The 24,100-nt window shown below is 42.9% G+C and carries 31 protein-coding genes; 22 read left to right on the top strand and 9 right to left on the bottom strand.

Going from position 1 to position 24,100, the window contains the following annotated elements; genetic code table 11:
• On the top strand, positions 1 to 652 hold a 652-nt coding region (locus A596_RS23035; RefSeq protein WP_039918723.1), incomplete at its 5' end, for a contractile injection system protein, VgrG/Pvc8 family.
• A 32-nt stretch (positions 653 to 684) separates the two neighbouring features.
• On the opposite strand, the gene A596_RS21285 is transcribed toward A596_RS23035, so the two are convergent.
• The 5 genes from A596_RS21285 to A596_RS21305 all read right to left on the bottom strand — a co-directional run bounded on the left by A596_RS21285 (position 685) and on the right by A596_RS21305 (position 4,365).
• On the bottom strand, positions 685 to 1,410 hold the full coding sequence (locus tag A596_RS21285) for a hypothetical protein (RefSeq protein WP_039918725.1): 726 nt from the start codon (positions 1,408 to 1,410) through the stop codon (positions 685 to 687).
• 105 nt (positions 1,411 to 1,515) lie between these two features.
• The gene (locus A596_RS21290; protein ID WP_039918727.1) at positions 1,516 to 2,298 is read right to left on the bottom strand and encodes an Abi-alpha family protein; all 783 of its coding nucleotides are present in this window, start codon (positions 2,296 to 2,298) and stop codon (positions 1,516 to 1,518) included.
• Positions 2,299 to 2,330: 32 nt separating this feature from the next.
• On the bottom strand, positions 2,331 to 3,017 hold the full coding sequence (locus A596_RS21295; RefSeq protein WP_039918728.1) for a trypsin-like peptidase domain-containing protein: 687 nt from the start codon (positions 3,015 to 3,017) through the stop codon (positions 2,331 to 2,333).
• A 117-nt stretch (positions 3,018 to 3,134) separates the two neighbouring features.
• Positions 3,135 to 3,800: a hypothetical protein gene (locus A596_RS21300; protein ID WP_052417780.1), complete on the bottom strand. Its 666-nt coding sequence runs from the start codon at positions 3,798 to 3,800 to the stop codon at positions 3,135 to 3,137.
• 157 nt (positions 3,801 to 3,957) lie between these two features.
• On the bottom strand, positions 3,958 to 4,365 hold the full coding sequence (locus A596_RS21305; RefSeq protein ID WP_200882989.1) for a helix-turn-helix domain-containing protein: 408 nt from the start codon (positions 4,363 to 4,365) through the stop codon (positions 3,958 to 3,960).
• 30 nt (positions 4,366 to 4,395) lie between these two features.
• Between A596_RS21305 and A596_RS21310 the strand changes: the two genes are divergently transcribed.
• The 15 genes from A596_RS21310 (at position 4,396) to A596_RS22445 (ending at position 14,640) form a co-directional block, all read left to right on the top strand.
• Complete coding sequence (locus tag A596_RS21310) at positions 4,396 to 4,584, top strand: hypothetical protein (protein ID WP_039918730.1); 189 nt, start codon at positions 4,396 to 4,398, stop codon at positions 4,582 to 4,584.
• 59 nt (positions 4,585 to 4,643) lie between these two features.
• Entirely contained in the window at positions 4,644 to 5,081 is a 438-nt protein-coding gene (locus A596_RS22830; protein WP_084128781.1) for an AlpA family phage regulatory protein, read from the top strand.
• The gene (locus A596_RS21320; protein WP_039918731.1) at positions 5,081 to 5,551 is read left to right on the top strand and encodes a P-loop NTPase family protein; all 471 of its coding nucleotides are present in this window, start codon (positions 5,081 to 5,083) and stop codon (positions 5,549 to 5,551) included. Before A596_RS22830 ends, A596_RS21320 begins: the two co-directional genes overlap by 1 nt.
• A 10-nt stretch (positions 5,552 to 5,561) precedes the next feature.
• Entirely contained in the window at positions 5,562 to 5,906 is a 345-nt protein-coding gene (locus tag A596_RS21325; protein ID WP_039918732.1) for an ogr/Delta-like zinc finger family protein, read from the top strand.
• Positions 5,907 to 5,918: 12 nt separating this feature from the next.
• Positions 5,919 to 6,275 carry a hypothetical protein gene (locus A596_RS21330; protein WP_039918735.1) on the top strand — a complete coding sequence of 119 codons (357 nt, stop codon included), beginning with the start codon at positions 5,919 to 5,921 and terminating at the stop codon, positions 6,273 to 6,275.
• Between the two features lie 10 nt (positions 6,276 to 6,285).
• Positions 6,286 to 6,570 carry a hypothetical protein gene (locus A596_RS21335; protein WP_039918736.1) on the top strand — a complete coding sequence of 95 codons (285 nt, stop codon included), beginning with the start codon at positions 6,286 to 6,288 and terminating at the stop codon, positions 6,568 to 6,570.
• Positions 6,567 to 6,740 carry a hypothetical protein gene (locus A596_RS23230; RefSeq protein ID WP_160280203.1) on the top strand — a complete coding sequence of 58 codons (174 nt, stop codon included), beginning with the start codon at positions 6,567 to 6,569 and terminating at the stop codon, positions 6,738 to 6,740. The genes A596_RS21335 and A596_RS23230 overlap by 4 nt, the downstream gene beginning before the upstream one ends.
• Positions 6,727 to 9,489, top strand: a complete 2,763-nt coding sequence (locus tag A596_RS21340) for a toprim domain-containing protein (protein WP_039918737.1) — start codon at positions 6,727 to 6,729, stop codon at positions 9,487 to 9,489. The genes A596_RS23230 and A596_RS21340 overlap by 14 nt, the downstream gene beginning before the upstream one ends.
• 8 nt (positions 9,490 to 9,497) lie before the next feature.
• The gene (locus tag A596_RS22440) at positions 9,498 to 10,088 is read left to right on the top strand and encodes a DUF7673 family protein (RefSeq protein ID WP_052417781.1); all 591 of its coding nucleotides are present in this window, start codon (positions 9,498 to 9,500) and stop codon (positions 10,086 to 10,088) included.
• Positions 10,089 to 10,099: 11 nt separating this feature from the next.
• Positions 10,100 to 10,315: a TraR/DksA family transcriptional regulator gene (locus A596_RS21350; RefSeq protein WP_039918739.1), complete on the top strand. Its 216-nt coding sequence runs from the start codon at positions 10,100 to 10,102 to the stop codon at positions 10,313 to 10,315.
• A 10-nt stretch (positions 10,316 to 10,325) separates the two neighbouring features.
• Positions 10,326 to 10,601, top strand: coding sequence for a hypothetical protein (locus tag A596_RS21355; protein WP_039918740.1), 276 nt, complete (start codon positions 10,326 to 10,328; stop codon positions 10,599 to 10,601).
• Positions 10,602 to 10,724: 123 nt separating this feature from the next.
• Positions 10,725 to 11,009 carry an ASCH domain-containing protein gene (locus tag A596_RS21360; protein ID WP_200882990.1) on the top strand — a complete coding sequence of 95 codons (285 nt, stop codon included), beginning with the start codon at positions 10,725 to 10,727 and terminating at the stop codon, positions 11,007 to 11,009.
• Between the two features lie 7 nt (positions 11,010 to 11,016).
• On the top strand, positions 11,017 to 11,391 hold the full coding sequence (locus tag A596_RS21365) for a hypothetical protein (RefSeq protein WP_039918743.1): 375 nt from the start codon (positions 11,017 to 11,019) through the stop codon (positions 11,389 to 11,391).
• A 210-nt stretch (positions 11,392 to 11,601) separates the two neighbouring features.
• The gene (locus tag A596_RS21370; protein ID WP_039918745.1) at positions 11,602 to 12,780 is read left to right on the top strand and encodes a site-specific integrase; all 1,179 of its coding nucleotides are present in this window, start codon (positions 11,602 to 11,604) and stop codon (positions 12,778 to 12,780) included.
• Between the two features lie 132 nt (positions 12,781 to 12,912).
• Entirely contained in the window at positions 12,913 to 14,640 is a 1,728-nt protein-coding gene (locus A596_RS22445) for a site-specific integrase (RefSeq protein WP_052417782.1), read from the top strand.
• 67 nt (positions 14,641 to 14,707) lie between these two features.
• On the opposite strand, the gene A596_RS23770 is transcribed toward A596_RS22445, so the two are convergent.
• Positions 14,708 to 14,947 carry a helix-turn-helix domain-containing protein gene (locus A596_RS23770; protein ID WP_039918747.1) on the bottom strand — a complete coding sequence of 80 codons (240 nt, stop codon included), beginning with the start codon at positions 14,945 to 14,947 and terminating at the stop codon, positions 14,708 to 14,710.
• 143 nt (positions 14,948 to 15,090) lie between these two features.
• Here A596_RS23770 and A596_RS21385 point away from each other — a divergent pair, with 143 nt between their 5' ends.
• Together A596_RS21385 and A596_RS21390 are read left to right on the top strand one after the other, a co-directional pair.
• Positions 15,091 to 15,762 (top strand): hypothetical protein, encoded by a 672-nt coding sequence (locus A596_RS21385; protein ID WP_039918748.1) that lies wholly within the window; start codon positions 15,091 to 15,093, stop codon positions 15,760 to 15,762.
• Positions 15,743 to 16,318, top strand: a complete 576-nt coding sequence (locus tag A596_RS21390; protein ID WP_160280205.1) for a peptidase M15 — start codon at positions 15,743 to 15,745, stop codon at positions 16,316 to 16,318. The genes A596_RS21385 and A596_RS21390 overlap by 20 nt, the downstream gene beginning before the upstream one ends.
• Positions 16,319 to 16,558: 240 nt before the next feature.
• Here the strand turns inward: A596_RS21390 and A596_RS21395 are convergent, their stop codons facing one another.
• Positions 16,559 to 17,815: a hypothetical protein gene (locus tag A596_RS21395; protein WP_039918750.1), complete on the bottom strand. Its 1,257-nt coding sequence runs from the start codon at positions 17,813 to 17,815 to the stop codon at positions 16,559 to 16,561.
• Positions 17,816 to 17,933: 118 nt separating this feature from the next.
• Entirely contained in the window at positions 17,934 to 19,091 is a 1,158-nt protein-coding gene (locus A596_RS21400) for an SH3 domain-containing protein (RefSeq protein ID WP_039918751.1), read from the bottom strand.
• A 188-nt stretch (positions 19,092 to 19,279) separates the two neighbouring features.
• On the opposite strand from A596_RS21400, the gene A596_RS21405 reads away from it, so the two are divergent.
• A complete protein-coding gene (locus A596_RS21405; protein ID WP_039918753.1) occupies positions 19,280 to 19,843 on the top strand; it encodes a recombinase family protein in 564 nt (187 codons plus the stop codon).
• Positions 19,844 to 19,894: 51 nt separating this feature from the next.
• Here A596_RS21405 and A596_RS21410 read toward each other — a convergent pair whose 3' ends face one another.
• Positions 19,895 to 20,815, bottom strand: coding sequence for a hypothetical protein (locus A596_RS21410; RefSeq protein WP_039918754.1), 921 nt, complete (start codon positions 20,813 to 20,815; stop codon positions 19,895 to 19,897).
• A gap of 181 nt (positions 20,816 to 20,996) precedes the next feature.
• Here A596_RS21410 and A596_RS21415 point away from each other — a divergent pair, with 181 nt between their 5' ends.
• From A596_RS21415 to A596_RS21425, 3 genes are all read left to right on the top strand, one after another.
• On the top strand, positions 20,997 to 22,220 hold the full coding sequence (locus tag A596_RS21415; protein WP_152600266.1) for a hypothetical protein: 1,224 nt from the start codon (positions 20,997 to 20,999) through the stop codon (positions 22,218 to 22,220).
• 158 nt (positions 22,221 to 22,378) lie between these two features.
• On the top strand, positions 22,379 to 23,068 hold the full coding sequence (locus A596_RS22450; RefSeq protein ID WP_052417783.1) for an AP2/ERF family transcription factor: 690 nt from the start codon (positions 22,379 to 22,381) through the stop codon (positions 23,066 to 23,068).
• A gap of 154 nt (positions 23,069 to 23,222) precedes the next feature.
• The gene (locus tag A596_RS21425) at positions 23,223 to 24,002 is read left to right on the top strand and encodes a hypothetical protein (RefSeq protein WP_200882991.1); all 780 of its coding nucleotides are present in this window, start codon (positions 23,223 to 23,225) and stop codon (positions 24,000 to 24,002) included.
• Positions 24,003 to 24,100 lie beyond the last annotated feature (98 nt).

Here is a 24,100-nt window from a genome sequence, read left to right on the forward strand (position 1 = left end):
GAGTTGGCATAAAAAAACCGTGCTGGAAATTGTCACCACCATTGCCAATGAACATGGCCTTATCCCGGTTGTTGGCAAGCCACTGGATGGCATACGCATTCACCATATCGATCAAACCCACGAAAGCGACGCACACTTTTTAACGCGTTTGGGTGAACGGTACGATGCTTTATTTGCAGTAAAAGAAGGCAGGCTTTTATTCATGCCGATTGCGCAGGGAATATCAATCACCGGCAAAATATTAAACCCAGTGACAATCATCAGAAGTGACGGCGATCAGCACCGTTATGTACGTGCAGACCGCAACGCTTACACCGGTGTGCGCGCCTATTGGAATAATGTTTCCGGAGCAAAGCGCCAAATGGTGATTGCGGGCACAACTGAAAAGGCAAAGGAATTAAAGGAAACTTACGCAAGCGAAGCGGATGCACTTTACGCAGCAAAATCAGAGTTGGCGCGATTACAGCGGGGAAAAACTACGTTTAGTTTAAATTTGGCGAGGGGGAATTTAGACCTGGAACCAGAAGCACTCATTCAGTGCCAGGGCTTTAAGCCGGAAATAGATAGCACTAAATGGGTTGCAATTAGGGTTACTCATAGACTCTCTGAATCTACCGGATTGACCAGCAGCCTTGAGGCAGAATCGCACTGATCAATCAGGATGCCAAGAGTTGGCAACCAGCACTACCAGTTAACATTTCCACTAGAGTCCCGTGGAAACAACTCTTCAACATGTTCGAAAATTATGTCGCCGTCCTTGTTCAATCCCTTTATGGCAGACACCCATGAATCGTTGATTTTTTTTATCCGCAGTAGTTGAGAAAAAAGTCCGTTTCTTGCAGTAAAGAAAATATTGAATGACAGCTCAGAATAATCTTTTACGTCTACCGCAAAAACAATGTTCGATTGAGTCGGAATCATATTTCCAACGTGCTTCATGGTGCCAAATGCTGCAGCACTTATAGATGAAGAATCCTTAGCTTGAGCCAATTGTCGCAAGTCAGTAATTCTCACAGTGACATCATATAACGGATAGCTACCATGATGTCTAACTATTAACCCCCAGTTATTTGGGGGGCCAATTCCACAAAACTGAGCCATAGGATAGCTACCTCCACCGGATATATGAGAGATTGTTTCTTCGGCCTTTGCCTCCAGCTTATCAATAAGCTCATTAAAACGAACCTCCACACTTCCAAAACTATCCTCAACTTTTGCCTGCTTTTTCACTCTAAAGAATTGGCCTGTAACCCAACTCAGAAGGAAGAATGTAGGACCAAAGGTGTTAACAATTTTTTGAACTGGCCATCCACCTCTATTTTCGTCGACATAGATATTGTAGATAGTCCATAAAACGGCAAGAATTAATGGAAACCAAAACTCTTTCAAAATTTGTTTAAAAATCTTCAAACCGTTTCCTTCGCATTTTCAATGAATTTAAAATCGGCACCTATTAAACTACTGCAATCCAACAATCAAACAGAAAAACCAACAAAAAATCGGCACAGTAACGCTTTAGCTTTTATCACCGTAACCATGGTAATCAAATCGATCCTCAATCGGCACAAACTCGCCCCCATCTTTTGATTGCAACTTGTGGTCAGTACATGCTCTCATGAAATAAATACCGAATAAAGTACAAGATACATTCATTGAAAATGACCGCTCTTTGCCTGAAGTCTCCTCCAAAAAGAAAATACTGATAACCGTATCATCAACTTTTTTCTCTGATTTGGCATGCAACTTTATCAGGCCCAACCGTTCCAAATTGTTAACAGCAAAGCTAATCTGAATAACACTTCTCGTTTTCTTTGGGTTGATATATGTGCTTTTTGTCTTATCAAGTGTGGCTTGGAGATGCATTCGATATATAGCTTCAATCAACTCAGCATCTACCAGATCGAGCTGCTTCAAGACTTCCACATATGACTTAGCCACTGTAAACATACATTCCTCAGACATTGCTGAGGCTAAAAGATTTGCCCACATAATTTGGATGCTATCCTCGTCTTCTAGAACAGCTGCATCCAAAAGTGGCAAACCGGTTCTAAGAGGGAGCGAAGACAGTGAGGGATTTCCACGCTTAGCTAAAACGCGTTCAAACTTATCATTAAGACTGAGCGCATTCTTTATCTTCCAATATTCAGTATACTGCTTGGCAATAGCGCCGAGATCCTCAATAGCTGGACCGATGACCTTTCCAATAAAACGTGACAGTTCAGCACCTTTGTCGAGCGCATTACTGGTTGTCTTGGCAACCTCTTGAACTGCTTTCGCTGTTTCTTCTACCTCACCCATCAAAGACTCCTTAAATTGGTGAATATTGATTTTTAAATTGGCAGTAGCAGGCCTATTGGATTTTGATTGATTATTTTCACTGCTTCTGAAATATCGGTACCAATAGTCAAACCTGTATTGTATTCCACAGTCCAGCCCGTACTATTCCCTTCTTCACACACAACACTGCCATGTTCAGTTCTATACTTAGAAACTATACCCGCCAATGAAAACTTGTTAGTTCCCGAAACCTTAAAAACGATTGGGCCACCAGAAAAACCTTCGTTATTAATTGCATCAATGTAGAGCTTATAGTCTCCAGTGCCATCATCGAAAAGCGAACTCCATATGCCCTTTTTAACAAAAGGACATGGCCTCCCTTGAAGCGCCGCCCCTCCGTCAGTACTTAATTTGAAAGGGTAACCCAAGAAATAAACATCTTGGCTTAATACCATATCCTTGTTACCTACCATTAAAGGCAATGAAGAAGGACAAAGAATAGTATCCGTCGCAAATACTGCGATATCAGCACCACCTCGCGCTACTCCAACAATTTTTACATTTAAATTTTCCCATTTTCCATTGAAGTAAAATTTAATACTGCTAACTTCAGATTCCCCACGAAGCAAATGCTTTGCTGTAACTAAATACTGCCTTCCATCAACATCCACCACAGTGGCCGAACCGTAATCGGCCACTTTTACAAAAAGAACTCGGTTAATTACTTCGGCAGTAACCATTATCTATACCTACTAATCTAAGCGGTGATATTTAGAGTTTTTGTCATGAAACGAAAAAATCTGAAAAGCAAAATGATAATTAAAAACCTGCCATCCATTTGATGATTGTTTATGTCTTCAAGAAAGTTTGTTTTTTAGTTCAAATAGCTTTCTGTATTCCTCCAAGCCAGCTAGTACGGCACCTCTAGTTTTATACAAATCCCCTTGAAATATACGTCCTGCCGCTTCTTGTAGATGCTGCTCTTGCAATGAATCATGTGACAATGCTACTGGCGTCGGAAACTCATATTCACCACGATATTTGGTTTCAACATTATTATTGAATTTGGAAATCGCTTTTATCTGCCCTTTCAAAAGAACGTCTATTACTTCCATTATATTTTTTTTGAGGTCGTTCACGCAGCTGAAGGAGGAAATTTTTTCAAAAAGCGACCAAAAATCTGGAATTCGTTCATCAATTGGATTACGGATACTACCTAAGCCACCACCATATTTCTTTGTTAGTGATAGTAAAAATCTAAAAGTTTCCGTTCTTGCCTCCTTAAGTTCAGCGATAGATCTTTCCGCATCAGCTTTCACTTCTTTTAACTTTACGATATTTCCTGCGATTGAAAACTCACTTACTTCTGATGCAAATGAAATGATTAGCCCAATTATTGCAAATGCAATTATTAAGCTTATAAATTCGGAACCAGATAGCTTTCCATTTGATAGGAGACAATAACCAAGTTTGACACTTGCGATAAATAACAAAGCCCCCAAAATGACAAGTACAACTCTCAATTACCTCTCCTTATATGTAACAGCTTGTTCGATGGTGAAGGTTGTAATTCAAGGAACACACAAAACCCTCAATTGGCTCTTGGTTAAGGGTTAACCCTATCTGCACAACTCCCTTGTTCAATTATCTGAGCAAGAAAATTGAACACTTCATTTTTAATTATTTCGTTCCTGTCAAACCTTGCGCCTGCGGTTTCTGTACCGCATCGGCCAAGCGTTCAATTGCCCTTTTGTCTTCGTCCGCCATGTGTTCAAAGTTATCTACAAGCGCAGCTGCTCGCGGACTTAAGGCCGCCGCTGGTGTAGTCCGTACACCGGTAATGACATAAACAATATCAACACCAGCTGCTGCAATAGCCGCCAAATAAGTCGAATCAGGGTTTCTCTCCCCCTTTTCGTAATTAATTTGAGCTCGCTTTTTTACTCCCCCTTTTTCAGAAAACTCATCCTGAGTTAACCCCAACCGTTCCCGCTCACTACGCAATCGCTCGCCAAAAGAGTCCATTTGAACACCAAAAAAACATTGACAAGTGTCCAATTGGACACCAAACTTAATAAATGTGCACATTTGCACACAACCATACAGGAACTTTAAGCCATGAAAACCAAATCCGCTACCCGCCCACGCCGTTTGCGCACCCATGTGATGGTCACCCTGGCCGACGACCAACGCGCAAAGATCGAGGCTATTGCCAAAGCAGAAGAACGCAGCATGACCAGTGTTTGCCGGTTACTGGTGATAGATGCACTAGAGCGCCGCGAATCCCCGAGACCTACTTGCAACTAAGGAGAGAGCTAATGAATCAGCATCAAGTAACTCCGTTAAAAAACCACTAGGAAACGCCCATGACCTCGTTAACCACAAAAAGCAATGCATCTGGTCATCGAATTATCCGCATGAAAGAGATGCTCACCATAGTTGCAATTTCTCGTGCAACCGCATATCGGCTTATTGCAAGCGATAAACACTTTCCTCAACCAATAAAAATGGGACAAGGAGCCAATTCAGCTGCAGGTTTTTTACTCAGCGAAATCGAAAGTTGGATAGACCATAAGATCAATACAGATCCAAACACTGCATCGGGCCAACAACGTAAAAGAAGCAGCCTACTAAGGCGCAAAGACGTAGAAGAAAAAACCAGTTTGAGTCGGGCACGCATTTACGCACTTATGGAAAAAGAAAGATTCCCCAAACCTATACATCTGAGCAATAACACAGTGGCTTGGCTCGAAACGGAAATTGATGAGTGGATTAACCAATGTATCGAAGAGAGGAATAAATAATGACACCAGCTATCACCATCACGATTGAGGGCGCACCCGGATCAGGGAAAACCACTCTGCTCAATTTAATCGGCATTTGCTTAGCGCGAGCGGGCATGAATATTAAATGCACTGAGCAAATGCTGAGTTTCGACGGTGAAGAATCTTACGAACATTATCTCAGCGAATATGATCGGGTAATTCCGGACTCCCCAGATGACAGACTGATACATGTAGTCGCCCGCTGTGTTCATGACGATAACTTCGGAATGGTTCACAGCGATTACCCTCGAACCACCGAATTAATCTGCGATGAAATTAAACGCCTTATAAACAAAAGCCGTGAAAAACCAGCAGATGAAAATGGTGAAATTTATCGCGAGTGGGCTTACGGCGCATTCCTCGCGTGGCGACTAATCGTTGGCGATAACGCCAAATCTGGCGATGCGAAATTACTGGAATCTATCGCAACCGGAGAACAACCGTTCTAAGGGCTTAGTGATGACAGACAGTGATAACAACTTAGCAGCAAACCAGCGCAATCAATTTATTTGTCCCGTGTGCCTTAAAAAAGCGCGTATACGTTTTAGCAGACGTCTATCGCCTGTATATGCCCACGGCGTTGTTGAATGCCAAGACATTTCTAGTTGTGGCTGGAGAGGTTCTTTTGCTGTTGAGCTTTTGGCAACCATCACTCCTTCACTACAACCAACAACCAGCGCAATCAATTTGCCCTTATCACCCTATGCCTTACAGAAAGATGGCATGCCACGCAAAAGCCAAGTCACAACCAAAAACCCATTTGATCCACACCGCGATCAGATGCTGCTTTTTGAAAACAAATAACGGAGCCGCACCATGAATCCAAGCATTACGCAAATTAATACCAGCGCTGTAATTGCGCTAACCCGCCGCTTACAAGAAAAAAAGCCACGCCGTCAGTGCATCACTGAATCACGCGACGAACTTATGACCAAATTGGAAATGACACGCGACGCCGCAGAATTGGCCTGCTGGCGTGTATTGGCTGAACTGGAATCCCGAAATATTCCCAAAGGCCACTGCATTGATATCGCGAACTCAACGGCACAGCTTTTGATTGTGAAGGCTCTTGATAAAAAACTGGTGTTCACGTTAGGCGACTTACTCGGCTTGCATGACACCCACGGCGAAAGCGATGCCGAAACCGAGCAATTAAAAGTAGTTACGCACTGAGGCAAGCACCATGCCGCACCCTAAAAAACTATTCGCGTATTGCTGGAAAAGCGGGGCCATTGAATTTGGCCACAAAGTCCCTGTGGGCGCGATTGGTTTGGCCGAGGGTGAAGACAAGCTTGTGCGGGAAAAAATTCGTTTAACCGCAGTACAAGAAGCACAAGCATTAATAGTCCCCGCGATGGGTGCGGCATTTCTCAACAACGACACAGACGGCGCTTACTCCGCAGCAGCCCGTTACATAGCGACATTGGATGCGATTAGCACCGTCGGATTTAAAGCGATAGGCGCATGAACCGGAAATTACAAAAGCCTGCACGACTTTGGGCGGAAGAAATAGCAGAGATTCCAAAACTTGAAGACCGCCGCGCAGCATTGGAAAAAGTTCCAACTGAACTACGACCGATGACTGAAACACATTTAAAAAATCTTTGGCTCCGGAAAAAAAAGAATGAAGCTAGCTGATATTAAAAAGAAAGTTGATTTGCACGATGTAGCTTCACGTTTGGGTTTAGTACGGCCGGATGCCACTGGTAATGGGAATTATCGAAGCCCGCACCACGATGACAGCAACCCTTCGTTATCGATTTTTAATTGCGATGATTTTACACAGCGCTGGGAAGACTTTAGCGCAGATCAGAAAGGCGACTGCTTTGACTTGGTAGCCTATGTACACCAATGCTCGACCGCAGAAGCCATTAAAACGATTCGTGAATGGTACAACCTTCCCGAAGAGCCACGCGAAAAAAAGCAACAACCAGCAAAACTCAGCACCATTGAATACATCGCACTGCAATGCCTTAAAGAGCCTGCAAAAGCGATTGAATATTTAACTAAAGTGCGCGGACTGGATGAAAAAGTTATCACCACCGCCATTGCACGCCGCACATTAGGTTTTAGTGAATTCACAAGCGCCAAGCATGAACCGGGCAAGCTGGGCTATGGCGGCCCTGCGCCCGCATTTATTTGCCTTGATATGCATGACAGCCGTGCGCGCGGAATTGACTACCGCTATATAGACCCTGCGCTTAATGGTGACCTGAAAACCAAAAGCATTGGCGACAAAGAAGGCGTGTTATGGACAAGCTGCTGGGCAAGAGTACGCAGAGCAAAAACAGTGGTGATTGTTGAGAGCGCTATTAATGCCCTTAGCGCTGAATCTGCATGGTTTGTTACCAAAAAACCGGACATGGCTGTATTAGCAACTCGCGGCACAAAAAATACCGATATTGATTGGTCGTTCCTGATCGGCAAAAGCGTAGTGCTTTGCTTCGATAACGACAAACCATTGGAAGAAGGTCCAGACAAAGGCCGTCGCCCTGGTCCTGAAGCCGCGTGGAAAATTTGCGAGGCGTTAACCGCGCTAAACATTCCAGTGCAAATGATTGACCAGTTAACCACTGAATGGGAAAGCATTAACGATTTAAATGAATATTTAATCAAACACGGCCCACGGCCAACCAGCAACGCACTGGAAAATTTAGAGCCTTGGTTAATACCCGGCTTAGCGGGCGCCGGTGATGGTGAAACTAAAGCACCGGGTGGACGCAAGCGCCTATATTTACCTGCGCACGACTTCGCTATTTATTGGAAGTTTCGCTGCAAGGCCGACTTTACATCGCGCATGAGCACGTCCAAAGATGATCAGGGAAATACCAGCTTTGTGCACGAAGACGTTTGCGGTTTTCGCGTAGCAGCTTTATCGCGCATCACAATTGCAAGTGCCCACGCAACCATGAGCGGTGGCGAAGATGCACAACCAAATACAGTATTTGCTGCGGCTGTCCAAACACCACGCCACGAGAAAAATTTATTGCGGCGTGTAATCAGCGATGATGGTTTACACAACATCACTAACTGGAGCAAATTCGGCCCGATTTTTAAGCCACAACAATTTGCACGTATGCTCAGCATTTGGGAGCGCGCAACCAGCATTGGTGCACGCAATGCAGCTAACTTTGTTGGCCTGTGTTTTCGTGATGGTAAACCGGTAGTTAATGAAGGTGCTGATTGTTATTTTTCAGATCCGGAAAAGCAGTGCCCTTATCACAATTTGCGTTTCCCAAGTGGCCCAGTCGCCAACGCCGCGCCTGTCGTTACCGCATATCAAAATACTTTTCGCAAGAACGCAGCCTGTCAGCTTCTCACGTGGGGACTGGGTGGCCACCTAAAGCCTTACCTCGGTTTTTGGCCGCACATGGTTTTACAAGCGGATAAAGGCTCAGGAAAAACCACTCTGATCAAAGCGCTGGAAAGCACCATCGCATTCACTATGTTTTCTGGTCAGAGCTTGGGTACTGAGTTCCGCTTGATCACAAGTGTGTCCCATACATCGCAGCCTATTGGCTGGGAAGAACTTTCTGCACGTCGCCAAGACATTATCGATAAAGCGGTAGGTCTACTGCAGGAAACTTACCAATTCACTATCACACGCCGTGGCGGAGACATGACGGAATATCTGTTATGTGCACCGGTGCTACTAGCCGGTGAAGATGTTCCAGTGGATAGCCTGCAAGGAAAAATTGTTCGCTCTCAACTATCAGGCCGCAAAGGCGACATTCTTCCTACAAATTTACCGCGATTTCCTGTGCGTGAATGGCTGCAATTTTTAGCGAGCCTTGACCCACAACGCGTGCGAGAAATTCATCAAGCAACGCGCAACAAATTGTTACTGCGCGCTGCTGGAAGCAAAGATGATGACGGCGCCGCACGTATGGTTAGCAATTACGCCGCACTCGGAACCGCGTGGATTTTGCTCGCTGAATTCGCGGGCATCGCCTCCGATCAAAATCAATTCCCCGATGATCTCATTCAGGAAATGAATATCCACATTATGGAATCACGGGCAAACCGTGAACCATGGGTGCAGATCATGGAAATTATTTTGGGCGAAATTGACCGGCATGAATACAAATTTCCCTTCAAATTTGAGGCACGCCCGGACGGTGATACATGGCTGTTAATCAGACCCACTCACATCATGCAACACATATCCCAAACCAGCGCCCTGCGCTCCAAATTCGATGCAATGCCAGTGAAAACCTCCAAAGTTTTTGCAAAGCAATTGGAGCGAGCCGAGGTTGCTGTCGAAGCAAATATAGAGCGCGCCATTCGCAGACAACGAATAGGTCACCTGTACGCATTGAGCCTTAACCAACTAGCCACATACGGGTTAAGCGTTTCCATTCCCGATGGCCCATTACATGAAGATTAGGAGCATTTATGCCTTTCACCTTCGACGACACAGCACAGCTTTTAGGTATTGGTCGCAATGTAATGACAAAAAAATTGCGTGAAATGCGCGTATTGGATTCGACGAATAAGCCGCAGGGCCGCTACAGCGGTAAGGGCTATTTTGTGGTTGCCAATAGCAGTTGGAATCACCCGACAAAAGGAAAAATGCCTTACCAAAAAACATTAGTGACTGATAGCGGTTTGCAGTTACTTGAATATTTATTAATTAAAAAACCGGAGGAAGAAAAGATGCAACGAGAAGCCCCGATAACGTGCGGCACACGCAACATAACGCCATACCAAGCAATCAACGCCCTGCTGGAGTTGGCCAATAAAAGCTGCGGCTCCAGTGAGATCGCCGCCGCAGTGTTGTTAAGCACTTATAACATCTACGAATACAAGCTGGATTTAGGCGGGCTGTGCTTGCTTGATTTTAATTACTACTTATCTGCACTTGTAGTGATTGATTTGCGCTGCCGCATGAATACCGAACCTCACTCGCTCATTGAAAACGGCGGCGCAATATTTCAACAGCTCGCCACTGATTGGTCACACCTTCATAACAACAACACTCACTAAGGAGATTAACCATGGCCGATGTAGCAGACATTGCCAGCGATATCGAACAGGAACGTATTGCGCGCATCCTGAATAACCGCCCACAAAATAACACGCAGCCAAGTGCAACCGATTGCGGTGAATGTGGAGACCCCATTCCGGAAGCTCGCCGCCTCGCCTTGCCCGGTGTTTCTACCTGCGTTCATTGCCAAGCACTAAATGAAGACTCAACCAAGTGGCATAAATAGGAGACAACGAATGCAGTGCAAATGTGTAGGCGAAATTAAATCAGCTTTGACTAAAGACTTCACAGATAACCCACGATTTAAAAAACCACTGAAGCGTATCGATTTACTCGGCGTTGGATTTGGAATTGACAGCAAAAATAATTTCGTAGCCAGAACATATAACGTTGTTGAAATTGAATTAGAAGGGCAAAAGAAAAAGGAGCGCTTGTCTCTTTTTCATTCCTTCTGCCCTTTCTGCGGAAAGCCTACAGGTGAAATGGAGAAGCCAATAAATGAAAAAATTTAGCTATAAAAAAATCTTCGTAATAGGGGCGATTATTACAACACTTTGGCTCTGGCACTATTCCCATGTAACAGCATGCCCCGGCGTTGCCGTTTACGTTAAATGCCGAAACTATTGGTGACGGTCATGGATTTAATCTTACCGCTAAAGCGCAAATGGTTTGAACAAATCCAGCAAGGGATAAAGCCCTTTGAGTACCGACTAAAAACCGAATACTGGAGAAGGCGGCTTGAGGGAAAGAGCTACACCAACGTGATTTTTACCCTCGGCTATCCACGCCGAAACGATGAAACCAGACGAATCAAAAAACCTTACGCCGGTTATGAAATTCAAACAGTGATTTGTGACGAATGGAGTAACCAACCGCAAGAGGTTTATGCAATTCACGTTATGCAACCTGCTAACCGGTAGTAAAGATATGAGTTCATTAAACGAAAAAGCTTCCGCTCTATCCAATCGTCACACGTTCAAAATTGGTGGGATTTATTGGCTGGCAACTCTAATTCATCATTGGGATGACACCGACGATTTAACTGATTGCATTGGCGATCTTTATACGGATCACGATCAAATCGCCGAAGCTATTGGCTGCAAAGGAAGCAGTGATGACGAGATACTTAATCATCTACTGATTAATCAACTGACAGGCTTATTGATAAAGGTAGAAACCCCCGTAATGGAATGCATTGGCTATTCCTGGAATCACTATAGCTACACATGGATATATGCCGAATCACTAGAGGATGCGCTAGAGGCTGCGAAAAACTGGGTTACCAATCCTCGACCGCAGTAATGCCAAAAACAACAATACACATTAACAGCCTGATTGATACGCCTACACAAAAATGATTCGCTATATTACAGTCAATCGCTTCTCGGAACTGTCGGGCTACACCGAAGATGCAATCCGAACGAAAATTCGAGATGGCAAATGGCTTAAAGGCCATCTATGGCATCATGCCCCGGATGGCCGTGTTTTAATTGATTTGGAGGGGTATAGAGAATGGGTAGAGATGGGCGCGGAGTCAAACCCGGATCAGACTCCAGTATTGAAATCAGTTTCATGTACCAAGGCATCAGGTGTCGCGAAAGAATCGCGCTCAAGCCCACCGCCACTAATTTAAAACGTGCTGAATTGCATCGAGCAGCAATACTCGATGCAATCCTGCGCGGCACATTCGACTACGCTACAACGTTTCCCAATTCCTCACGCGCCACCCAGTTTTCATCCACCAAACCAGAATCAACCAAGACTTACCTGGAGCGCTGGCTTGATCGCAAAGAGGTTGAGGTGAAAGCCAGTACAGCCGAAGGCTACCGGAAGATAATTACTCACCGGGTTATTCCCCAGTTTGGCGATTTGCCACTATCCGAGCTGTCCCGCAAGCGTATTCGCGAATGGCTGGATGGCTTAACCACCAGTAATAAAACCCTAAGCAACATCCAAAGCTGCCTGCGCTCCGCCCTGGATGACGCTGTGTACGATGAACGCATTGAATCCAACCCACTGCAGGGCTGGACTTATCAGCGCCGGGAAGCCCCAAAGCAAACCGATGATGTTGACCCTTTCACTGCAGAAGAACAGCAGGCAATCCAAGCACAGCTAAATGGCCAAGGTCGAAACCTTATTCAGTTTGCTTTCTGGACCGGTTTGCGCACTTCCGAGCTGGTTGCTCTGGATTGGGGAGATATCGATTGGATCAGGGGTGTCGTGCGGATATCACGTGCATTAACACAAGCAGCCACCGAGGCGGAAACGACAAAAACAACATCCGGGCAAAGAGAAGTTAAATTACTTAAACCCGCATTACAGGCGCTAATGGATCAAAAACAGCACACCTTTCTGGCCGGGCTGGAGGTTTTCCAAAATCCCCGCACGGGCGAAAGATGGGCTGGTGATGGACCAATCCGCAAGACGCTATGGCAACCTGCCTTAAAACGCGCCGGCGTGCGTTATAGGCGGCCTTATCAAACCCGGCACACCTATGCCAGCATGATGCTTTCAGCAGGCGAGCACCCAATGTGGGTGGCCACTCAGATGGGGCACAGTAGCTGGATGATGATATCCAGAATCTATGGCCGGTGGATGCCAAGCGCCGATGTCGGCGCGGGGTCAAAAGCCGAATCGCTTTTCGGAAACAATGACAATACAATGACAACATCACGGCTGAAGGGCTTGTAATTACTGGGTTGGCCGAAGGTTCAAATCCCCCCGGCTCCACCACTTTAAAATAACTTGTTGTTTTCTAATAAGTTATTGAATCATAAAGACTTCCATATCCCATGTGGTACACATTACTGGTACACTTGGGGTATGGAAGACTTGTCTAAACGATCACACCTGCTTAATCGAAACGGCCACTATTACCTGCGGGTACGAGTGCCTGTAGACCTTGTTGATCGCCTCAAGAAAACTGAGATAAAACGCAGCCTCAAGACCAAAGACTCAAAGGAAGCTAAAGCACGCCTGCAACTTGAGCTTTTGAAAGTCGAGGAAGAATTCCAGAAGCTGCGCAGGCAACTATTAAAGCCCACCCCCAGCGCATCAGTAAGCACACCGCTAACCAATCACATATCCAATACTGACCTCGAACGTGCAGTATTAATCTGGCACAGGAAAGAGTCCGCCAAATCAGCGCTTGAAGATGACCAACTTAGAATCAGTATTTCCCCTACTGAAAAGGACGCGGTTCTCGACAATTTAAAAGATGATTTGGCAGCGCTAAGCAATGCCGATGAAGTTATTAACGCATCATCGATACAAGCAACTGCCAATAAAATTCTTGATGAGTCTGCAATCGATAAGCAAACTCTGAATAGAGAACAAGCTCAATATTTTTACAACCTTATTCGCCAAGCTCGCTTGGAGCAAATTTTTGAAAGCTTTGAAAGGTTCGGAGAGTTTTTCCAACGAAAACCGTCAAGCCTATTTACCAACACTCAAGCGTTAGCATGGACGGGGGAATCAATCCCCTCGAATGATGTAACTCTTGAAATCCTTCTCCAAAGATTCCGCTCCGCAAAACGTAGTGATGGCCTGACCGAAAAATCGTTGGCTGGGTACAAACTCACATTTGACTTTGTAGTCGAATTATTTGGCAAACAGAAACCGATTAAGTCGCTAACGCCTGCGGACTGTAGAGAGTTCAGAGATAAACTCGCCCAGCTTCCCTCTAACGCAAAAAAGAAATATCCGCATCTAACCCTTATGCAAGCAATAGAAACGTGCGCCAAGGGCTCTACAGAAGCGCTGAGCGCCACCTCTGTTAATGGCCACATGAAAAATCTTTCCGCAATTTTTAACTTTGCGGTGAGGGAACAACTACTGGACACAAACCCGGCAAACCATATCCCTCAGCTGAAGGTAAAACGCAACAAAAAAGGTCGGATACCGTTTAATCACGATGAGCTACATAAACTGTTTTCAACCCCTATATACACCGGCTGCAAAGACGATGAACATAGTTACAATGTTCCGGGGGAAAACAAACCTCGTCGTCATCGCTTCTGGGTGCCCTTGATAGCGCTTTATACGGGCATGCGATTGAATGAAATATGCCAACTGTTTACCGACGACATAGAGTGTATAAACGGAATACATGCTATCCATGTACGTGTTGATGAAGACGAAACAAAAACTTTAAAAACCGACCATAGCGAGCGCATTATCCCTATCCACAAAAACCTCATAGAAATAGGTTTTCTTGAATACGTAAATAAGATTAAAGCACAAAATAAAACGCAGCTCTTTCCTGACCTATCCTCTAGCGCTCGCGACAGCCTATCGGATAACTTTTCTAAATGGTTCAACCGATTCCTTATTGCATCAAATCTCAAGCGTGCGGGGCTTTGCTTTCACAGTTTTAGACATACATTCAGGGATGAATGCAGGGCACACAACATCAACAAAGAAATTGCTGCAACACTGGGGGGCTGGAAGCACTCAGAAGACGTAATGGACAACTATGGTATGGGATATGAGTTGAAGGTTTTGCAAGATGCAATCAACAAAATCCACAGTGATTTACAATTAATTGGATGAAGCTGCAAACAATAAATTTCACTTATGGAGCCGTGTTTTGAAACTCCGTCACTCGCCCCTACAACAACTAAAAACTGGCAAAATATCGCTCAAGGAAAGACTTCGGAGCCACGTGTAACCCCTCACAAACCTCCATTACTTCCACAAAATCCAACCGCCGCTCTCCACTTTCATATTTAGATACATAACTCTGGGGTTTACCCAATAAGTTAGCCATCTCGGTTTGCGTTAAGCCTGCCTCGCTACGCAGAGTTTTAAGTAATGCGGTGAGGACTTCCCTCTTCTCATCCCAAGGTCTGTTTGCCATTTAGATACTTCGCCTGTAAGCCGAAATATCCCAAATTAGAATATTGTTTAAATTATCCCATTTTGGGATAATTTGATTTGCAACTGGTTTCAAAATGCATCTAAGCATCGCACTCAAATATCAACTAACAATAGGGATACACCATGCAAGAGACTACCCCGCCCCCTAGCGCAGACTTATCGGCCACCCCCGCCAAAACACCTTGGTACAACAAACGGTGGGTTGTTACTCTTTGGCTGATCTTCTTTTTCCCTGTTGGACTAATTGGGTTATGGATGTCAGAGCGCTTTCATATAGCCCTAAAAATAGCGATCTCCGCTGTGTTCGTGATCATTCTGAATCTGGACTCACAGGAAGAAAAAGACGCGAAGAAAGCAGGCTTTAAATCACTCTCAGATAAACAAGCAGCGGCACAAGTAAATATCACAAGCGCAACGTCGTACTACCAGCACCTTGATGCAGAGGAAAAGAAAAGACTGGCAACCATTGAAGCCGAAAAACAGGAGAAGGCTCGGGAAGAATTGGAAAAAGAAGACTTAAGCACAATGGCTTTTATCATTTGCAATCAATACACAAAACAAAACTTGGCCTCTCCTGCCTCAGCAGACTTTCCATTTCTTCCAACTGATGTCCGAGGCTTCAAAAGTCAGAGCTACATCATTCAAACCTACGTAGACTCACAGAATAAATTCGGCGCAATGCTTAGAACCCAAATTCTCTGCAAAGTGAAATACAAAGGCTTAACAGCGGATGGAAATGAGACAGCGGATATTAAAAACTGGGAGTTAATTGAACTTGCATTTGATCCACGCTAAAAAAATCCCATCAAAAATACTGACGGTAAATCAGCTAGAAGATTTTGGGAGAGTCCAGCTCTCCCCTTCTTTCTTCATGCGCGACTTTCTCTACTCCGAAATATCCCAGATAGAAAATATCCCCAACATCCCGCACTACCCGGAGACAGCCATACAAACAGGCTCAATGCTTTGCCAGAAAGTCCTTGAGCCGCTACAGGAAGCCTTTGGACGCATAAGCATAAGGTCGGGCTACCGTTGCCCTGAAGTGAATGCAAAAGGCGCTGAAAACAAAAACCAGTACCGATGCGCAAGCAATGAAAGAAACTATGCCCGGCATATTTGGGATTACCCTGATAAGTATGGGAATTATGGAGCTATGGCCTGCGTGGTAGTTAATTCCTACCTACCCTATTACGAAGCCACTAAAGACTGGAGAAAACTTAGCCTCTGGATAACAGCAAATATTCCCAACTACTCAGAAGTTCATTTTTTTCCAAAATTATGTGCCTTCAATATTTCTTGGAACGAAGCGTCCAAAAAGATTATTAAATCCAATATCAGGAACCCTACATAAAACCGCACTTAACTCTCTTTATAAGTCACACAAAATAGAAATACATAAAAGGAAAAATCAAGAATCCTTAGCAATCAATGACGAAGCAACCATACGGTAACTTTTTGCAACAGGTTGCAAATAAGGTTGTAGCTCAATCTTTAAAGTGCGAAGCTTAACTCCGCAATCTTCCATAAAGACCAGATGGCGTGCCTCATCATTATCAACCGCTGAAACTTCTGATTAGCGTTACATGTAATGCTAATCAGATTGATAAAACTTTGGTTGCACTCCCATTGCCCTCATCGCTGGCACTAAAAAAAAGATGCGCTCATCTGTTTCATCCTCAATTTTTTGCGCATCAAGCATAGGTATTTGATCCCCTAGCTCCCTAACAATCCTCCATGTGCATATCGTTTTGTTACCATCCACATCCACAGCTGCAAGCTGTAAAAACTCACCATTGATGGGTAACTTGCTCATAGTTAAGCCGGGACGATATTTTTTTAGATCTCTTGTCCAAGCCTCTGTAATATGAATCAGACAGTGGGGCTTTTTTACTTTTATCTGCTCTGCAATTAAGCGCGCAAAAAAATATTTATCCGTTTGATCAATTAACATAGGATTAATCATCTGTTGAATTGACCAGTCAGGATTCAAAAAATACAGAACCGTAAGGTGATTACCCCATTGCTTAAAGGTTCCTTCAGCCATTCTGCTATAGTAATCAACAGCTGATTTATAATCATGAGGTGCTTCGCCTAGCATACTCTTAAGCTCTGAAGCTCTGCCTCTAACAAAATCAGGCACTTGTGAACTAGGTGGCCTTTTGATTTGTCCAAAGCTTATGCGACAACTCTGCATACTTTTTAGCTTTATCATTTCTACCTGTCGAAAATACTCATTCTTGTTTCCCAATGAATATTGCTCATGAACATTCCCATAAAATTCCCTATTAAGATGTTTGGCAAGAGCTTCACAACAGTCATATTGACGAGCATAAACGTACTCCAAAGCAGAAAGGATTTCTCTTTTCTCTAGTGATTTGGTTACCCAAGCACGTTCAATTTTAACTCCAGCTACATCCGTAAGTCTTGTTGGAAAATATTTCTGTGCAAAACGGACTAAACGCTTAACACTGGCAGTTAGCAGCTCTTTTTCGCCAACAGGCATTTGCAGATCGTCTTCTTCTAAATAGGAGAAAATCAGAGTCACAGTCAATGTGCTGTTAAATTCAAGATCTCCTTGCTTTTCAATAATATTTCTTGAATCTTTCGCCCAGCGCATCACATCGTCACCAACCCATTTATCCAAAACATTTTCTTGATACCACTCGTCAAAATTTTGGATATCACTCTTATTTTTCTGAATAATGAAAGTTATTGTTCTTGCAGTTTGCAAAAACTGATTTGTGTTTCTTCTAAAAAGTTCGGGATCAAAATACGTCTCACTACATGCATGTAGAATATGAGCAAGATCGTCTAAGCGCCGCTCCCATGGCATTCTAACTACTGACATACAATATCCAATTATAATTTTTACAGCGAATGAACTGACTGATGATTAATATTGTTTAGTTTTTGACTCATCATTACAGCAAAGAAACCTGCAGGTGTGTTATAGTTACATAAACAGCTCATCTAAATTTTTTTAAATATCTAGAAAAAACCCAACCTTTTATTACCACATCGGAATCTACATCCCGCCATTCCACCAACGTCCAGCTCTTCCTTTTCTCCAGAATCAGAACGGAATAAGAAAATTGCAAAACCCCTATAACGTCAGATTTTTTTGATGGTGCCAACCTAACATTAAGGCGATCAGCAGAAACATACCTAATTGACTTTAAAATCTCATGATTGCCAACTGATTGTATTGCCTTTGCTCTAATCTTCTTCTCTACAGACTTCTTATCTTCTTTTAGAAATGAGCCGACATGATGCTCGGCTATAGGGGTGATAATTGCTATTATAATCCCCACCAGAAGTGGATAAATAAACCATGCCAAAAGCTTTTGCAGCCATGGATCTCTTTGTGCTTTAATTTCAGAGACCAAATCATTAATTGATTTCTCCAATCCAGAAGTATTATTTAACGAGACGCTACGAATTATCTCTTCTGATAACTCCTGCAACTCTTGAGCTGCAATCTGTTTAGATGAGAGAAAAATTTCATTGTTATCTATTTCTATTTCCGAATATACGCCTAGCGCCTGATCTCTCAGGTAGCCTAGCGCTACACTATTATCAAGATCAGATATAAACAATTCATTCGCAGATTTAATAGTCGAAAGCTCATCCACCCAACCTAACGCTTCCTTAAATTGTTTTAATGGTTGGGACAAGCCAGCCCAGGCATCAACAGACTGCCTAAACATTTCATTTTGAATTGTATGCCCACGAATTAAGTCGAATGACTCTTGATAGCTTTTAAGGGGATCCACAAGCCTTTTCCATGCACTTGCCGATTCCTGAATGGCTCTCACCTGATCAGACACCACATCCAATTCCATTGACTTACGATAACTATCCAAAGAAGTCGTAAGACCATACCAAGCACCAACAGAATTTAACTCCCTCAACACATTGCTCACGCCATAAGCTTCCTGATAACTACGAAATGGCTGAGCAGCCCCGTTCATCATGCCTAGAATTTCACTGGCAGAGTTGAACTGATTAGCTACTTTTCCTATTTCTAGCGCGTATTTATATTCACTCAATGGATCCAGAAGCGCTCGCCACTCAGCGAGCGACCCCTGATACAAGTCAGATAGTGGATTATAATTTTTTGCCACCTCAAAGCACCCCCGCCTTATCCTCAGACAATAAAACAATTAAAAGCATTAAGCCTTAATCTGCTGGAGCAGTAAAATAAATCTTAAGATTTTTTACACCCACCCAGACCCTGTGTATACTGTCAAATAAATCGGTTTTTATTAGTTTTTTTACAAATCTGTAAATCAATCTATTTTCTGGACAGTATATGGCTCTTCTAGGTTATGCCCGCGTATCTACCAATCAACAGGATCTGACCATCCAGAAAGACCGACTCATCAAAGAGGGTGTGAAGAACAGCCCGGACTTTCTGTTTATGGACAAAGCTTCGGGTAAGGATGACAACCGCGAAGGGTTGCAGCTGTTGCTTACCAAGGCTCGGGAGGGGGACACCATCCTAGTAACCAAGCTTGATCGCCTTGGCCGCAATACAGTTGATATGATCTCGATAATAGACCAACTCCATAAACGTGGCATATCTGTACGCTTTCTGGATGATGGGATTAGTACCGAAGGGTCGATGGGGAAGATGGTAGTAACCATCCTTGCAGCGGTTGCCCAAGCTGAGCGGGAGAGAATCCTTGAGCGTACTCATGAGGGACGCAGGGCGGCTATTGCCAACGGGATCAAGATGGGCAGGAAACCATCCATTACTGATAAGACCAAAGCTCAGGTATTGAAGCTAGCCCAAGAGGGCATTCCCAAAACAAAAATAGCCAAGGATTTAAAATTAAGCAGGCAATCTGTTTATGATGTTTTAAAGTCATCCTGATTTTGAAACTGGTTGCAAAATCAGGTGTCATCTTCAACTAGAGCAACCAAATTATAGGTCAACATCCTTAGACCTTCTTTGATTTATCTGCAACACAAAGCCATCCAATAAACTGCGTGTTATACCTAATTTTAGTTCAGTCATGATTGAAATTATCTTCAAACATAAGTCATATGTTACGTCTACCATCGACTCTACAGTTATCCCAACATAACTAGACGACACCAAATAATCTACCTCATTCACACGAAACAATTTTTGATTCCCAATGGTGGCAATTAATTTCCCTTTATTAAATAAATCAACATAATAACTATCAGGTTCAACAATAACATTAGCGCCAGAATTTAGCTCCAAATCAAATATTACTTTGAATACCGAGGCATTTAGTAATGCACTACTATGCTTATTTATATAAACATATGGAAGACAAACACTTTTTCCATTAAATAAAAACTTTGGAGCATAAGAAGATAAAATTCTATTATGCTTAAGAAAATTATTGAGCACATACATTTCGTGAAACCTACCAACAAAAAGGAATTCAAATGATTTAATAAATGCTTTTTTACATTTATCAGTGTACTCAGAATCAGTGCTTTTTTTTAAAACACCAATGGAGTGATATTTGAAAATTCTATTAATTTCCTTTTCTATTTCACTATCTATATTTTTAATAGGAGTATATGTAGTTTTTTTGTGCTCTATAGTTCCTATATAAGAAAATATAACCCACGAATAATAGTACTCAATTAAAGAAGAATAGTTATTTACAAGAGAGTCAATGAGATAGTCATCTTCACAGTCTGTAGAATAAAAATAAAGCGATCTTTTTTGCTTATATAGAAACGATTCTATTTTTTTGCAGATGAATAATATTTTTCCCAACTGATATTCTAATGAGAGCCCCAGATCCGCCCTAGAAGAATAGTGCAGTTCAGGATTTTGTATTTCCTGTAATGGCAAAATCATACCCCCCCCTTATTTACTTAATAAAAACCTGACACACACTCTTATCCAGCGTTCGTTACTTACGCCATATTATTCTTCTTTTAATAGCACTTCCTAGAACAACTATATAAAGAAATGGATACATCATAATAAATACCATGAATTCACCCTTACTAGATATAGGTCAGACTGGGATGTAGTGGTGCCAACGCTGACAAACCTAAATACAATGATCGGCCAAGCGGTATTAAGTGCGCTTCTCGATGAAGTTAACTTTATGAGCGTGGTGGAGAATTCCAAGAACGTGACCGGGGCACGGGGGCAAGGCGGACACTATGACCAAGCAGAGATAGTGCATACCAACATCACACGTCGCCGGGTAGGTACATTTGCGACCCAAGGTATATCGATTGGTTGTATATCCGTGCTTTCGTCTACCCGATATAAGGGGGACTTCCTTGACCGTCGCCAAGAAAACATAGAAAAGAATGAAGAGAAAAACGTAGTCATGAAACGCCGGGCGCAATATGAGGTGCGTCCAGAGGGTACATACTGCGGGGAGACCTTTAAGCTATTGGTAGGCAGTACAGACTACGCTACCCAGATACTCGATGATGACGCAGAGGCTGGAATAGATTACCCAGAGACAGCAACCGTTAAGGATGTACCTGTAGAGTTTAAGGCGGCCTTCCAGTTAGACCCAGAAGGTTCCCTACGTGACGTGATAGGAATATCCACTGACGTGCTTGCCCCCTTCATTACACGCCGTAACAAGATTGTAGATGCGGTGGTGCGCGCTAAAGAACTGGATATAGTGCCGTATGTACATAAGCAAAACGTGGTGCTGGGGGAAGACTCATTACCATTGATTGCGGAGGGACTACTACCTGAAGATAAAGACACACCCAGATACGTACACGTAGACTTATCCCGGACAGGTGACCGGTGTGGCCTTGCGGTGGTGAAGGAATCAGATGTAGTAGCTGTACAGACTGGAGAGCTGTTAGAGCTAATGCCACGGATAGTAGTAGAGCTGGCCATAAGCATTGAACCCAATGCAGCAAACCCAATTGCCCCCACAGAAATAAGAACGTGGATTCTCGCACTGAAGAAGGTATACGGCCTCAACATCAAAAAGGTTACGTATGATGGTTATGACTCGCGTGAATCTATTCTCTTGCTGAGAAAGGCGGGGATACTGTCAGACACTGTATCTATGGATACTACTACCGATCCTTACATAACTCTTCGCACAGCCTTCTACCAAGACCGTATAGACATGGTTGATAACGAGATACTACGTGTAGAGCTGGCGGGGCTGGAATACCACAAAGATAAGGATAAAGTGGATCATCCCAAGCGTTTATTCAGAGTAAGTCTATCAATCAGGCCAAAGCACAAAACCAAGCCAAGCCTCATTAAATAAAAATTAAAAATCTGCAACTAAAAATTAAATTAAAATATTGAAAGAACCTCTTGCGTTATTTTCTGATGATCAATAAATTCCTAAAGTTAATTAATTTTTAACGAATAAAAAAGCATTCAATTCCGAATGATCTACAACGGACTCAGCAGGAGGTCTTTATGCCCTTAATTGGATTGCGTGGCGGTTACAACGCCAAAATTGACTCAATCGATTGGCCATTGGTTTCGCAGTATTTGTGGCACATAAGCTCTAATGGCTATGCAATGACAGTTATTCACGACCCAGAAAAATACAAGGCCACAGGAAATGGCAATAAAAATATTTTCATGCATAAATTAATAATGGGAAGTCCTCCTAAAGAAGGGCTAATATGTGATCATAAAGATGGGGATCGTACTAATAACAAGCGTAGTAATTTACGATGGGCAACTCACAAACAAAACTCATGGAATTCCCGTTCATGCGCCAAATCAGGGTATAAAGGTGTAAACCAAGACGGTAATCGCTGGGTAGCATCATGCAATCGCTTATGTGTTGGACGATTTGATACCGCTGAAGAAGCAGCGATGGCACACGATAAGGCGGCCAGACATTTTCACGGTGAATTCGCCTATTTAAATTTTCCAGATAAATTTTATGAGGGCGAACTTAGATATGTTGACTTTATACCTGACCAGAAAAAACCCGTTTCCGATTATCCCGGAGTAACTTATTTCGGACATGGAGGCAAACGGGTTAAGCGCTGGAGAGCAGTTTATAGAAAGAAAACTATAGGATATTTCCACACAGAGCTTATTGCATACCTAGCATACAGATCAGCCAAAAACATCGAGCAATGCTCAGAATAAAAAGAAATTATAAAAACCGTAAGAAAACACAACCATTAAAAACATGAGATGAAAAATAAAATCAATTAGAATTTTCACAGAAGAACGCTTGGCTTTATTACCCGATAAATATTGGATTAATACCCCCCTTAATTGCTAAAAGATTAACTGATAAATGGAACAAGGATTAAGCATGGTATATGGCATCATTTCTGGTCAACGCTATTTTGAAGAAGATATATTTAACCCGATTATTTATCCAAAAATGAAGGATGAACCATTATTAAACAATGATGACTGCTTGGTTGTCCCGGTGAGAAATGAAAGAACGCCACACTTTAGAAGAATAGGAAATCCATCATTTATAAAAAGATTAGGTCGCGATGAAAACAACCCAACTCATGACAAATGCGTTAGATCTTTATTCGACAAATTAACTTCACCGGAAATTGATAGAATTCAATTTTCTACGTATATCTTTGGAGAAAACAGAGAAGAACAGGTGATTTTTAAAACAATAGATGATAGCAAATACATTTGGTTTATGGAAAACGATTGTCGCACTGCTTTTGGTGATGAAACCTACATAAAACCAGATTTGGCAGGCAGAGACTCCACAAGATTTTTCCCTCGCTCCGCCTATCCCAATATTATTATTGAGGTTGTACGAACGCATATCCCTAGCCCTGAAACATTTCAAAAGCTTTTTGAGCTCTCATTATGCAATCATCAAATTTATTTTTACTTTATTGCGGAAGGGAAAGAAAGCTCTAAAGTTAATCACGTAAAGACAGAAGAAAAAATATTAACCATTAGAGTTTCGCATTATTTGATTGGCGGTAAAGTTTTTAAAAATGGAGAGGAATACAGCCCAAAAAGGGATAGCGAAACAATAGCCGAATGGTACAACCATTTAAAAAACAGTTATTTTATTAAAGCCAAAGAAAATGCCTAGCAGTAGAAAAAATTTAACCCAATGGCCAAATTTTCAGCCAAAAACATTTACAAGGATTAAAAATGAGCTCAATTGGAATATTAAGCGAAGAAAATCTC

This window comes from Cellvibrio mixtus subsp. mixtus J3-8, assembly GCF_000766945.1.
GTDB lineage: Bacteria > Pseudomonadota > Gammaproteobacteria > Pseudomonadales > Cellvibrionaceae > Cellvibrio > Cellvibrio mixtus_A.